Genomic DNA, 13,286 nt, shown 5'->3' on the forward strand with positions numbered 1-13,286 from the left:
GTATGACCTGTATCCGGTCTGCGATCAGAAACGGGTGAATTCCGATTCATCCGGCGCGCTGGCCATGTTGTAGGCAAACGCCTTTTTGGGGGCGGTCTTGACCGGGCGCGACGGCTGGCGAGGCGGCGTACTGCCGGAGGTGTCGACACTGATGTCGTTCACGGCCGCTCTGGAAGCCGGACTCAAAACGAAGAAGCTCATGGCCTGCTGCAGCTGTTCGGCCTGGCTGCTCATTTCTTCGGCTGTGGCCGCCAGCTCTTCACTGCTCGACGCGTTCTGCTGCGTCACCTGGTTGAGTTGGGTCATGGCGGTATTGATCTGCGCCACGCCTGCGGCCTGTTCTTCGGACGCAGCGCTGATCTCCTGCACCAGATCCGAGGTCTTGTTGATCGACGGCACCATCTCGTCCAGCAACTTGCCGGCCTTCTCGGCCATGTCCACGCTGCTCGAAGACAGCTCGCCGATTTCCTGAGCCGCCACCTGGCTGCGCTCGGCCAGCTTGCGCACTTCGGCGGCAACCACGGCAAAGCCCTTGCCGTGCTCACCCGCACGGGCCGCTTCGATGGCCGCGTTGAGGGCCAACAGGTTGGTCTGGTAGGCGATGTCGTCGATGATGCTGATGCGCTGGGCGATTTTTTTCATCGCCACCACGGTCTGCTGCACCGAATCGCCGCCTTCTGTGGCTTCCTTGGCGGCCTTGCTGGCCATGCCGTCGGTGACCTTGGCGTTCTCGGTGTTCTGATTGATGCTGGCGCTCATCTGTTCGACCGAAGCGCTGGTCTCTTCAACGCTGGCGGCCTGTTCACTGGTGGCCTGACTCATGGATTGAGCCGTGGCGCTGACTTCTTCCGAGGCGCTGGCCAGGTTGTCGGCGGCGTTTCGCACTTCGCCGATAATATGCGACAGCTTGCCGACCATGTTGCGCATGGCGTTGAGCACCATCCCGGTTTCGTCTTTCGAACCTTCCGATATGTGCGCGCTCAGATTGCCTTCGGCCAATTGCTCGGCGGCGATGGCGGCGTCCTTGAGTGGACGGGAAATGATACGAGCGATGAACAGCGCCAGGCCCAGCCCGATCAGCAGCGCAGCGACCAGCACCGCAATGATCGAGATGCGTGCGTTTTCATACAGGGCTGTGCCTTTCTCGCTGGCCGTGGTTGCGCCTGCATCGTTGAACTCGACCATTTTCTGTAACTGATTGGTCGCTTCATCGAAGTGCAGTTTCGATTCGTTCTTCAACAGCGTGCGAGCCTGATTCTCGAGACCCTGCCGTGAAAGGTCGAACAGTTCTTTGCTGACCACCAGGTACGCGGACCATGCAGTGTTCACGCCGTTGAGCATTTGGCGATCCGTGTCGCTGGACAGCAGATGTTCATAGGTGCCCAGGCGGGTTTCGAACTGCTGGCGTGCTTCGGCAGCCTCCTGCTCCATCTGGGTCTTTTCCTGCGCGGTATCGGCTGCGATGTGCCGGTTTTCCTTCAGGCGGTAGCTGGCCGCGTAAAAGCGCATGCCCGAAGCGGCGCGCATCGAGGGCATCCAGTTTTCCTTCATGTCATGAGCGGTCTGGTTGACCTGCCCGAGCTGAATGATGGCGAACACGCCCATGGCCGCCGTCAGCGCCAGCACCACCAGAAAGGAGGTGATCAACTTGGTGGATATCTTCAGATCGTAAAACCATTTCATCGGGGTTACCTCCATGGAAATACAGGCGCGTCAGCGGGTCGAAGCCGACAGCGAATAAGGGGTTTGGGTCGAGCGGGCTTCCAGCTGGACGATCTGATTGAGCAGTGCCGGTATGTCGAGAATCAGTGCCACCGCGCCGCTGCCCAGAATGGTCGAGCCGCTGATGCCACGCAGGCCGCCGAACAGTTTGCCCAGCGGTTTGATCACGGTCTGGAATTCGCCGAGCAGGTCGTCCACCACCAGCCCGGCCTTGTGCTCTGCGTAACGCACCACCACCACATTCTGGCGGCGGGCGGCGGGACCTTCGTGATTGAAGTGATCGCGTAGGTACACCAGCGGCAGTACCTCGCCGCGCAGGTCCAGATAGCCATTGTCGCGGCTGGACTGACGGTCCTGTTCGTCGAGTTCGATGCACTCTTGAACCATGTCCAGAGGAATGACATACGTCGATTGATCGATGCCGACCAGAAAACCGTTGATGATTGCCAGCGTCAGCGGCAGGCGGATCCGCACGATGGTGCCCTGACCGGGTTGGCTGTCCAGGTCCACGGTGCCGCGCAGCAGGGTGATGTTGCGCTTGACCACGTCCATGCCGACGCCCCGTCCGGACAGATTGGTGACCGCCTCGGCAGTGGAAAAACCGGGCTCGAAAATCAGGTTGTAGATCTCCTGGTCGGTCAGCACCGCACCGCTGGCCACCAGTCCGCGCTCCTGAGCCTTCTCCAGAATCCGCTCGCGGTTGAGGCCAGCGCCGTCATCGGCAATCTCGATCACGATGCTGCCCGAGTCGTGGTAGGCGTTGAGGTTCAAATGACCCTTTGCCGACTTGCCTGAAGCACGACGCGCTTCAGCGCTTTCAATGCCGTGGTCCATGGAGTTGCGCAACAGGTGCATCAGCGGGTCGCCGATTTTTTCGACCACGGTCTTGTCCAGCTCGGTCTCTGCGCCACTGATAATCAGGTCGATGTCCTTGCCCAGTTCCTGGCTGACATCGCGCACCACTCGACGGAAGCGGTTGAAGGTGTCGCCGATGGGGATCATGCGCAGGTGCAGGGCACCATCGAGTATTTCCTCGACCAGCCCCGATACCGTCGAGCTGGCCTCCTGAAGCGGCGCATGGTTGCAGGAGCGCGCCAGCAGATTCGCGCCAGCGCTGGCGATGACCAGTTCGCCGACCAGATTGATCAGTTCATCGAGCTTGTCGGCGTTGACCCGCACATAGCGGCCGTCCTTATTCTTCTGTTCGTTCGCGGGTGAGGCGCGCTCTGTGGAAACCTGTGCAGGGCCTCGCGGCACGGCGCGCTGATCGCCCAGCAGTTCGCCACTGCTGACCACCGGGCTGTTGTCGTTCTGCGGCATCAGATCGGTGCCGGTCGCTGTGATGGTTTCGTTCACGGCTGTGATCTCTACCGCACAGTCTTCGCGCACGAAATCGAACACTTCATTGATTGCTGCGTGCCCGGCTGCCGAGCGGAAGTCGATCTCGAAACCCAGGTGGCAGGATTCAGGGTCCCATTCCTCAACAGCCGGAATGCTGTCGGTCACCGTCGTGACCTGGACCATCTGGCCCAGCGTATTGAGGTAGCGCAGGAATGACAGCGGGTCCATGCCGTTGCGAAACACGTCCACGCCAAAGCGCAGGGAAATGTGCCACAGCATGGACGTCTGCACATCGCTGACAGTGGGCGTCTGCACAGGCCGGGCAGCCGCTTCCGCAGGTGCCTGATACGCCTGCAAGGCCTGACGCAGCGCCGCTTCACGCTCCAGCGCTGCGGCTGCAAGCTGCTCGCCGCGGCTGGCTACCACGTCGATCAGTTCAAGCATGTGGTCGCCGGACCTGAGCAGCACTGCGATCAACGCCGCATCCACCGAGACGCTGCCTTCACGCAACCGGTCGAGCACGTCTTCGACAATATGGGTAAAGCTGACGATTGGCGTCAGGCCGAACAATCCCGCAGAGCCCTTGATGGTGTGGGCCGCACGGAATATCGCACCGATGGCATCCTGATCGCCCGGCTCACTTTCCAGTTGCAGGAGGGATTCCTCCATGGCCAGCAACAGCTCGCGCGCCTCGACGATGAACGTCTGCTGTGCCTGATCAAGATTAATGCTCACGTGAACTTCCTTTTCGGTCACTGAACCACACTGCAACGGACGCTAAGCGAAGGCACCCGGATGACACAGTTCGAATGTTTCCACGACCGCCTTGCTCTGCCCGGTCAGGCTGAGCGCGGTGCCGGTCCTGCCAGCCTCGCGCTCGATGACCGCCAGCAGTTGAAACCCCGCACCGTCCATTTCCGTCACCTGCGACAGATCGATTTGCATGCGCGGCGTGGCACCCATCTGCGGCAGCAGGCCCGCAGCAAGCTCGGTCACGGTGTAAATCGTCAGTTCGCCATCGATGCTGACACGCACGGTGTCAGCAGTGGTTTCGATCAACATCGGCATGCTGGCCTCCGTGGCCCGGACACTCAGGGCAGAATGAGTTTGGAGACCGCCGCCAGCATCTGTGCAGGCTGGAACGGCTTGACCACCCAGGCCTTGGCCCCGGCAGCCTGGCCTTCAGCCTTCTTGGATTCCTGGGACTCGGTGGTCAGCATGATGATGGGCGTGAACTTGTAACTGGCCAGCTTCTTCACTTCCTTGACGAACGTGATGCCATCCATGTTCGGCATGTTCACGTCGCTGATGATCAAGTGGACCTTCTGCCCGGTGAGCTTGCCCAGTGCATCCTTGCCGTCGCTGGCTTCGATCACGTCGTATCCGGCACTTTTCAGCGCGATGCCGACGACCTGCCGAACGCTGCTTGAGTCGTCGACCACCAATACACTCTTAGCCATGATGCGCTCCTAGAAGAACGTGATTTCCTGAGAATTCTGCTGCGCTGCTGATTCGCCGCGATGTGTAAGACGCTGTTCGTCAGTGGCGTAAGTGGATTCCATGCGTGCCAGCCACTCACGGGCATTGATCGCGACGGCTTCGTCTGGAGACTGGCTGGATTGCTGCAAATGGGTGTGCAGCGAGTCAATGTTGTCGCGCACATGGGTAAGGATCTGACTGACTCGGTCCTGAAACTGCAGGCTGACCAGCACCTCGGTCATCTCGTCGCGAATGCCGTAGCTTTCCTGCTTGAGCAGATCGGCGGATTCGGCGAGACGTCCGGTTATGCTCTGGAAACGCTGCAGCACGTGTTGAATGCTCTGTTCGGACTCAGTCACCGAATGGCTGTCCTGATCCGCGCCGCTGGAGGCGGCCTCAACCAACTGGGTGATTGCGTTGTTGATGATGTCGACCTTGGCCGACATCTGCTGGCCGGTCTCGCTGGACTTGCTCGACAGGCTGCGCACCGCATCGGCCACCACCGCAAAGCCTCGCCCGGCTTCACCGGCGCGGGCTGCTTCAATGGCCGCATTGAGGGCCAGCAGGTTGGTCTGCGCCGCGATGGCCGCAACGTCGGCTGCCATGGTACGTAACTCGCCGGTATAGGCCGTGAGGCTGCGCACCTGAGTCAGCGTCTGGTCGCGGCTGGCCTGCGTGGCTTTCAGGGAATCGATGACTTGGCTCAGCTCGCTGTCACTCTGCGCCAGCACCTTGAGCGCGCCGTCTGCATTCTGCCCGTCCAGCTCGCCTGCGGCCTGCTGCGACGCCTGAACAGTTTCCTGCAATCGTTCGGAAATACCGGTGAACCGACTGGTCAGCTCGATAATGGCGGTCTCGGTCTGCTGACGCGAGCTTTCGACCTGCTTGGCCCAGATCGGCATCGCACCCAGCAGCACTTCATTGAGCTGCGCCCGAGAAGCCTTCGCGCCGATTGCAGCGTCATTGGACTGATGCTGTGTAAGCGCATCGTCGGTCAGACGCACGGCTTGTTCACGTTGCGAACGCGCACTCCACACCCCGGCACCGACACCCAGAACGGCCAGTACGCCACAGGCAGCAAGATTGGCAGGAGAGGTGCCCGACTGAGTCAGAATCCAGGCAATGGCCGGGATCACCGGGACCAGTGGAAACCAGAGGAAACGTGGATGACTTTGACCTGGAGTACTACTGTACTGACTCGACGTCATAGGTTCGATCCTTGAACATTGCAGCGGATGAAAGCAACTTAGGGGTTATCTGCCTCGATCATGGCAACTTGAGAGCGCACAGGCGCCATCCGTCCGGTTGATGACAATTGGGTGACGAAGTGCATGGTGCGCCTGTACTAGGTTTAGCTGTGATTCTGGAAATAGCGAGGGGAGGGGGCGTTTGCGCAGTGTCGTGGCGAACATCGAGTTGTGGGAGGGGGCTTGCCCGCGATGAGGTTAGTGCGGTGTGTCAGTCGCGCGTTATTGGACTTCAGGCAAACGCCGCCTCGATAAACGCCTCCAGCGTCTTCTCTTCCAGAATCTCCACCGAGAAATGCCCGAACCGTTTGGGCAGCCAGATAATCCTTCCCCCGGACGGTGATTGCAGGTTTGAGCGATCAAGCGGTTTGCCGTTCTCGTCCTCCGGTTGCACACCGGCTGCGATCAGTTCGTCGTAAGCCTTCTCGATATCCGGCGTCGAATAACAATGTCGATAAATCATGCCCTCGCCTGACGTATCCAGCAGGTCCTTCAGATTCCCCGCCAACGGCTGGACCAGCATGAAGCGTTCAGTGCCGATCATCGCAATGGCATAACGCACATGCAGACCGCCGCGTTCCCAGATCAGGGTTCTGGAGATTTTGGCTTGCAGGATCTGCGCGTAATAAGCGCAGGCTTCTTCAAGGTCGGTGACGAGAACGTCGATGTGGCTGAATGTCAGGTCCATTGAGAGCCGTTCCTGCTGGTGCGGTGGATAACAAGTGCCTGCAATTTCGCATGCCTGAGGTGCAGTGTCATATCCTCCGTTGTGAGTCAGTTGCAGATAAGGGACCAGAGGAGGGGCGTATGACCGAGTGTGACATCTTTGAGACCGGGCACTGGCGTGTCAGCCATCGACGTGATGCGCGATACCGCGGCTATCTGATGGTTGCGTCTGTTGCACCCGCTTCTGATCTGGGCGACCTGAACGAGGCGGCGCTGGCCGAGCTGGGAGGTGTTTTGCGCAGAACAGAACAGCTTCTGGTGCGGGCGTATGAGCCTCGAAAAGTGGTGATATATAAATTGGGATTCTCTGCCGGGTTCAGTCTGCATTTTCATGTCGCGCCGGTTACTGAGGCACTGCTTGTGGAGGTTGCAGGTCATCCGGGGTATGCCGCAGAGCCGGATGGGAACGACGTGATACTTTTCCTGAGTCGTGAATATTGCGAGCGGGCATTGAGTGAAGAGGAGCGGGGGATTCAAGCGAGGGAAGTGCTCAGGTTGAGGGGAATGCCGAGCTGAGGGCGGTACCGCTTAGTCAGCGTTGATATCGAGGTGCATGCAGGAGGGCAAAATGCCCTCCTGCGATTACCGGTCAGCGTGCAGTCAACGCTGCATAGCTGTTCATGAGATTGCGGTAGTTCGGAATACGCTGCGACAACAGATTGCCCAAACCTTCGATATCGTTGCGCCAGTCGCGCTGCAACTCACACGCCACCGAGAACCAGTTCATCATCTGCGCGCCTGCCTGTGTCATGCGGTTCCAGGCGGCCTGCTGCACAGCCGTGTTGAACGTGCCGGAAGAGTCGGTCACCACGAACACATCAAAGCCTTCAGCCAGCGCCGACAACGTCGGGAAGGCGACACAAACGTCCGTCACCACACCGGCAATGATCAGTTGCTTGCGGCCAGTAGCCTTGATGGCTTTGACGAAGTCTTCGTTGTCCCAGGCGTTGATCTGGCCAGGGCGAGCGATGTACGGCGCGTCCGGGAACATCTCTTTGAGTTCCGGTACCAGCGGACCATTCGGGCCTTGTTCGAAACTGGTGGTCAGAATGGTCGGCAGCTCAAAGAACTTCGCCACGTCGGCCAACGCCAACACGTTGTTCTTGAACTCGTTCGGGGTGAAGTCCTGCACCAGCGAAATCAGACCGGTCTGGTGGTCGACCAGCAGAACTACGGCGTCGTCTTTGTTCAGGCGGTTGTAAGTGGCATTGGTCATGGTGGAATCCTTTTTCGAAGTGGTGAGGGGCTGTCGTTTCAACGTGTGGCTAGATTAATGTCCATCTGAACGTCGAAAAAGCGCTTGAAAAAGGTTTGTCTGTCAACCTCGATGAGACAGTTCAGCCAGTGTTCGTATGGCCGCACGACTTGCCCAACACTTCTGCCGGACTGTTTCAAGGTAAGCGCCGTCCCACTGCCGTTTGGAGATGCGTGCAAGCCAGTGGTTTACGGCCTTGTGATCGAAGTGTATTGGGTTGAAATCTTTCCCGATCCATTCCATCATGGATTTGTGCTCGGGGTTTTCAGGGGCGGCCACAGCCTTCCGGAGCATCTTGTAACGCCTCGCCATCCATGTCTTCGGGTGGACGAGCATCGGCACCTTCGAAGCAGTTGGTATTTGAGGAAAGGCGTTCGCAGGCAACGTTTTTCGGCCTTGATATGTGCTCCGGGCTGTCCTCGAGGCCGTAGAGATAAGTAAGCGTCCGCTTTCCATTCGGCACTTCGATCGAGGTTTTGCAAGCCTCCTTATTCACTTTCCGCCCCCAGCCTTCAGGATCGGGAGCCGTACCGCTCACCGGCGATTTCAAATTCATGCAGATAGCTGTCGCTCCGGACCATCAGGGCTTGGATCACCTGACTAGCTTCACGAGGATAATGTTTGCAGACACTGCGAATCTATGCCAAATCTTCGGGGTGATCTCTTTTAGCTTGATGTGCATCAGCAACAAAATCAGAAATGGGCCTTGGAAAGTGAACAATCTTGCCCATGTATCAGGCACCCCCGGCAGTGTTTCGTAAGATGAGAAAACGCTCCAGACCCGCAAATCGCTTTTCGCCATCACCGGAGTAATGGAGCGTTGCTTTCAAATGGATGCATCGCGATTCGCGATGATGAGTGTGAACTTCGCTGCGCAGAGAAGCGCTATGAGGTCTAAAATCAGTCTGCACAAAGACGGTCACGAGCGTCTAGACCGCGTGTTACCCAGATTTATCAGTGCGGCAATGCAGATAACGAGGGTAGGTTCCTTACGAAATGGACTGGGCCGATCAGTGCTCTCCAATCGTATGATCGGTTATCGGCGCATCGTGAGCCGACTAGACGTGAGATAATCTTTTCTGCTTGAGTATTGTGAGAAAGCTTAGGATATGAGATCAAAGCATAAGGCTTTCACGATTGCGGTAAGGCATGTTGGTCTCCTTGGGTATGTAACATCCGGGCTAAAGGTGAAGGGGTCTACACATGAGGTACACCAAAGCGCTCATTGGCTTCACGACGCGATTAAATATCTTACGCTGCGTGTTTCCGTTGTTGTGAGAAAAGTATCTATCTACATTTTATTGATTTGTATATAATCTTCGATATAGTTTGGGCAAAAATCTCAAAGGCTGAGTGTAGTGAACTGTTTAGAGATTCAATGCTTTAGAAACGTATCAGTATTCGTTTGGTATGAAAAATGTTAAGCCGGGCGGAGTTGTTGAGACGAGCCGTGTCTGCAAATGTGTCGCAAGAACATAAGTCTAAGCTGGGACAGTTTTTGACCCCCGAAAATATAGCTAGATTTATGTCTAGTTTGTTTCCTGATGTCAGTTTTAAAAACTATCACCTGTTAGATGCAGGGGCAGGGGTGGGCGCTCTTAGTTGTGCGTTTCTAGAAGGTATGGAAAATAAGGGCTTAAAAACAAAGAACAAAGTAAAAGTCACTGCTTATGAAGTTGACTGCGCGCTAGTTGGAGATCTTGAGAAAAACTTGGAGAGTTACGATGGGTGTAGCGCAACCATTGTTAATGGTGATTATATAGATTTAATAACGAAGGAGTTTTTGAAGCTAGGGTGTTTAGAGCGAAGGTATACCCATGCTTTACTAAATCCACCATATAAAAAAATTCGAAGTGACTCTGCTCACAGTAAAAACTTGAAGCTAATGGGGGTTGATGCTACCAATTTGTATTCTGGATTTGTGGGGCTTTCGTTGCTTCAGCTTAAAAGGAACGGGTTATTGGTTGCTTTGATACCAAGAAGTTTTTGCACGGGTACATATTTCAAGAAGTTTAGAAAGCTGATTTTTTCCAATGCTTCAGTAGTGCATCTTCATTTGTTCAAAGCCAGAAATGCCGTTTTTAAAGATGATTCGGTATTGCAGGAAAATGTAATAATAGTTCTAAGGCGAGGTGGCGTGCAAGGCAGCATATCGATAAGTCGGTCAACAGACGATGCTTTATTAGATATGGAAGCCTTTACTTTTGATGCAGATAGTATTGTTTTTCCTGATGATGAAGATATGTTTATACATATACCTTCATTTCCTATATCAAAGGAGGCAGAAAGAATTGACTTTAAGGGAGATTTAAAGGCATTAGACATTCAAGTGTCCACTGGGCCGGTAGTGGATTTTAGAGTAAGTGAATTCTTAAAGTACTTGCCAGAAACCTTGAGTGTATCGCCATTGATACACTCAGCTAATGTAAAAAATCGTACAGTTATATGGCCTGACTTTTCTATAAAAAAGCCGAATGCGATCATCTGCAACGCAAAAACTGAAAAGCAATTATTTCAGATGGGTTACTATTGCGTTGTGAGGCGGTTCTCTGCTCAAGAGCAGCATAGGCGAATTGTTGCCAGTGTTATTGACCCCAACGGTTTTTCCCGGTATACGAGTATAGGTTTTGAGAATCATCTAAATGTATTTCATAGAAATAAAGCAGGGCTAAATGCAAGCTTGGCGCACGGATTGGCTGCTTTTCTCAATTCCAAGTTTGCTGATTTCTCAATAAGAGAATTTAGCTCTCATACGCAAGTAAATGCTGCTGACCTTAAACGTATAAAATATCCAAGCGTAATGTTTTTAGAAAGTCTGGGTGCGTGGGTCATCTCAAATTCTGAATGCTCGCCACACGACATTGATGTTAAAATAGAGCAAATAAACAAGGAAGAGTTGCAATGATCAGAAGACCGTCGACACAAGATGTAACTTGGCTGCTAGACTTGAATCAGAATAATCAGATTGATTTAAATCCTCCTTATCAGCGGCGTAGTGTATGGACAATGAGGGATAAACAGTATTTCTTAGATACTGTATTTAGGAATTATCCAAGTCCAGCTATATTTCTACACAAAACTATAAGTGATACAGGTAAAGCTACATATCATGTTGTCGATGGTAAGCAGAGGATTCAAACTATTCTTGAGTTTGTCAATAATAAGATTAAGATGGGCAGGGAGTTTGGTGATGTAAGACTCGATAGCAAAAAGTGGAAGGATTTAGCTTCTGAGACTGAGCTGAAACAAATATTTTGGAATTACCAGCTCACGGTGGAACTAATAGATTGGGCGGACGGTACCGTTGTTAATGAGGTTTTTGATAGGCTTAATAGGAACTCTAGAAAACTCACCAATCAAGAGTTGCGGCATGCAAAGTTTGATGGTTGGTTTCTTCAAGAGGCTGAAGCTGAGTCTGTAAAGGATGAATGGCGGGCAATTGGTATATCAACCCCAGCTCGTGCGAAACGTATGATAGACACTCAGTTCATATCTGAGCTGATGTTGGTTGTTTTAGAGAGCGAAGTGTTTGGTTTTGATCAAGACATGCTGGATGATAACTATGCTAAGTATGATGATCCGTCCGATCTTGATCAGGGTTTTGATCCTGAGGAGTTCCGTGAAAATTTTGCAAGAATAAAACATGCAATAATTTCTATGGAACAAGCTAATAACTGTATCACTCGTTATGCTAGGGGGTATGGAAACTTTTATGCCTTGTGGACGGCTTTAGCACTTGCTGATTTTGATCTTGATGCTGAAGCGCTTAGTGAAAAATACTCTCTCTTCATGTCGAAGGTCGAAACTCTTGTGGCGGAACAAAACCTTGAAAGTTTCTTGGCGCAGGCGCAGCCGGGATTATATACCCAAGCGTTAATATACGTTTCTAACTCGAGAGGTGCTAGCACCGAGCTAAACCAAAGGAAGGAGCGGGTGAATGCACTTACTATAGAAGTGCTGGGGTGAATAATGAAAGTTTCAGCTTCGGTGCGAGCAGTCTTCTTAGAGCAAGAAGAAAAAAATAAGCGTTTGAAGTCAGAGGTTGATCGTAGGATTGAAGGAATAAAAAATCCTAGATGGCATTATGAAAGCAGGGTTAAAGAGCTTGTTAGCTTTGCAATGAAACTTGAAACCGGTAGGTTTCCAAATCCTTCTAAGCTTGAAGATTTCTTTGCATGCACCATCGTGCTTGCAAATCTTAATGAGTTAAGGGATGCGGAAAAGTTGCTTCAGGATGAATTTCATATTGTAGCGCGAAGACCTGGCGTTGGTAATTTCACTAGTAAAAAGTCGGATTCCTTTCCGTTTGATGATTTACGACTATATTGCAATCTGAAAGTTAATCCGACGATGCCTCCAAATGATCTAACAGCTATAGTGTTTGAAGTGCAGGTAAAGACTTTTTTGCAGCATGCTTGGTCTATAGCTACTCATGATATGATTTACAAGAGTAATGATAGTAACTGGAGTCAGGAGAGAATTGCTTACCAAATAAAGGCAATGCTTGAGCATGCGGAAATATCAATACAGCAATCCGGGAAGTTGGCGGAATGCACCGCACTGGCGAAGCAGGATAAGATTAGCTTGAGACTTAAAAAAATAATTAAAATATTGAAGTCTCACTGGGGTGCAGACGAGCTACCTAAAGATACAAAGCTTCTGGCGCAAAATATATTGGGTTTGATTAGTGCTATTGATATGAAAACTGACGAGCTTGAAAGTCTCTTGAACGTGCAGAGGCAGTCTAGAGGTGGTGTTCATCCAATGAATATTTCTCCCTTTTCCACTGTTATACATTATTTGATAGAGCTGGGTAGTAAACCGTTTGATGATTATTTGAAAATGCCTGATAAGAGGCTGAAGATAGTAATACCTTCTGAGATTGAAATACCAGTTTCATGGGTGAGGTCTGAGATGGTTAACGCAATTTTTATTTAGACAACCTGCAGCTGGCGCACGAGTCTTTGCGCCAGTCTGCCAGTCTGCCAGTTTGTTAGTTTGTTAGTTTGTTAGTTTGTTAGTTTGTTAGTTTGTTAGTTTGTTAGTTTGTTAGTTTTTTAGTTGTAGGTATGGTTGGGTTTTTAAAGTTTATTTAACCTAGCTGCCATCGCCGCGTAGCTATGGCAAAATCCTCAGGTTGGATATGCGGGAGAATTGAGCCCGATTGCCTATGTACTTCGTAAGCGCTCCATAAACCCTAGGTTTTGTACGAAAAGTATTGCCTCATACAGCGTAGGCTGCAGGCCAGCGTGACCATGGCTGCAAAGCTCCTGGCCAGCTTGTCGTAGCGAGTCCCTATTCTGCGGTTCTCTTTTAGCCAGCCAAACATCCGCTCAATGATGTTTCGCTGTCGATACTTTGGACGATCGTATGCGATCCATAAACCCCACCTGCCAAACGATGGGTTAACGGTTTATTGTGGCATTTTTGGCGAGCAGTTCCATGGCAGCAGCGCTTCGTAGTCTGCTACTGACGAGGCGTGCGGCAGGCGCTCCAGTACGTGGCGCAGCCACGTA

13 protein-coding genes and 1 pseudogene are annotated in these 13,286 nt (G+C 52.7%); 4 read left to right on the forward strand and 10 right to left on the reverse strand.

Annotation, left to right across the window (positions count from 1 at the left end):
- Positions 1-24: 24 nt before the first annotated feature.
- The 6 genes from KDX39_RS22475 to KDX39_RS22500 all read right to left on the reverse strand — a co-directional run bounded on the left by KDX39_RS22475 (position 25) and on the right by KDX39_RS22500 (position 6,477).
- A complete protein-coding gene (locus KDX39_RS22475; protein ID WP_231661858.1) occupies positions 25-1,683 on the reverse strand; it encodes a methyl-accepting chemotaxis protein in 1,659 nt (552 codons plus the stop codon).
- Between the two features lie 30 nt (positions 1,684-1,713).
- A complete protein-coding gene (locus KDX39_RS22480) occupies positions 1,714-3,798 on the reverse strand; it encodes a chemotaxis protein CheA (protein ID WP_231661859.1) in 2,085 nt (694 codons plus the stop codon).
- A 42-nt stretch (positions 3,799-3,840) separates the two neighbouring features.
- Positions 3,841-4,131, reverse strand: coding sequence for an STAS domain-containing protein (locus KDX39_RS22485; protein WP_231661860.1), 291 nt, complete (start codon positions 4,129-4,131; stop codon positions 3,841-3,843).
- Positions 4,132-4,154: 23 nt separating this feature from the next.
- Positions 4,155-4,523: a response regulator gene (locus tag KDX39_RS22490; RefSeq protein ID WP_005895634.1), complete on the reverse strand. Its 369-nt coding sequence runs from the start codon at positions 4,521-4,523 to the stop codon at positions 4,155-4,157.
- 9 nt (positions 4,524-4,532) lie between these two features.
- Positions 4,533-5,750 (reverse strand): methyl-accepting chemotaxis protein, encoded by a 1,218-nt coding sequence (locus tag KDX39_RS22495; protein WP_231661861.1) that lies wholly within the window; start codon positions 5,748-5,750, stop codon positions 4,533-4,535.
- Positions 5,751-6,021: 271 nt separating this feature from the next.
- Complete coding sequence (locus tag KDX39_RS22500) at positions 6,022-6,477, reverse strand: VOC family protein (RefSeq protein WP_099228612.1); 456 nt, start codon at positions 6,475-6,477, stop codon at positions 6,022-6,024.
- Positions 6,478-6,596: 119 nt separating this feature from the next.
- Here KDX39_RS22500 and KDX39_RS22505 point away from each other — a divergent pair, with 119 nt between their 5' ends.
- Positions 6,597-7,031: an HIT family protein gene (locus KDX39_RS22505; RefSeq protein ID WP_231661862.1), complete on the forward strand. Its 435-nt coding sequence runs from the start codon at positions 6,597-6,599 to the stop codon at positions 7,029-7,031.
- 73 nt (positions 7,032-7,104) lie between these two features.
- Here KDX39_RS22505 and ycaC read toward each other — a convergent pair whose 3' ends face one another.
- Positions 7,105-7,731 (reverse strand): isochorismate family cysteine hydrolase YcaC, encoded by a 627-nt coding sequence (gene ycaC / locus KDX39_RS22510; RefSeq protein ID WP_069142817.1) that lies wholly within the window; start codon positions 7,729-7,731, stop codon positions 7,105-7,107.
- Positions 7,732-8,035: 304 nt separating this feature from the next.
- Positions 8,036-8,326, reverse strand: a complete 291-nt coding sequence (locus KDX39_RS22515; RefSeq protein ID WP_231661863.1) for a hypothetical protein — start codon at positions 8,324-8,326, stop codon at positions 8,036-8,038.
- 894 nt (positions 8,327-9,220) lie between these two features.
- Here KDX39_RS22515 and KDX39_RS22520 point away from each other — a divergent pair.
- The 3 genes from KDX39_RS22520 to KDX39_RS22530 are packed head-to-tail and all read left to right on the forward strand — an operon-like array spanning position 9,221 to position 12,708.
- Positions 9,221-10,675, forward strand: coding sequence for an Eco57I restriction-modification methylase domain-containing protein (locus KDX39_RS22520; protein ID WP_231661864.1), 1,455 nt, complete (start codon positions 9,221-9,223; stop codon positions 10,673-10,675).
- Positions 10,672-11,736, forward strand: a complete 1,065-nt coding sequence (locus KDX39_RS22525) for a DUF262 domain-containing protein (RefSeq protein WP_231661865.1) — start codon at positions 10,672-10,674, stop codon at positions 11,734-11,736. Before KDX39_RS22520 ends, KDX39_RS22525 begins: the two co-directional genes overlap by 4 nt.
- A 3-nt stretch (positions 11,737-11,739) precedes the next feature.
- A complete protein-coding gene (locus KDX39_RS22530) occupies positions 11,740-12,708 on the forward strand; it encodes a hypothetical protein (RefSeq protein ID WP_231661866.1) in 969 nt (322 codons plus the stop codon).
- Between the two features lie 259 nt (positions 12,709-12,967).
- Here the strand turns inward: KDX39_RS22530 and KDX39_RS22535 are convergent.
- Positions 12,968-13,156 (reverse strand): annotated as a pseudogene (locus tag KDX39_RS22535) (transposase); the annotation flags it as partial.
- Between the two features lie 27 nt (positions 13,157-13,183).
- Positions 13,184-13,286, reverse strand: a 103-nt coding sequence (locus tag KDX39_RS22540) for a transposase domain-containing protein (protein ID WP_231661873.1), incomplete at its 5' end; no start/stop codon positions are given.

The organism is Pseudomonas sp. CDFA 610, from assembly GCF_021147865.1.
Classification (GTDB): domain Bacteria; phylum Pseudomonadota; class Gammaproteobacteria; order Pseudomonadales; family Pseudomonadaceae; genus Aquipseudomonas; species Aquipseudomonas alliivorans.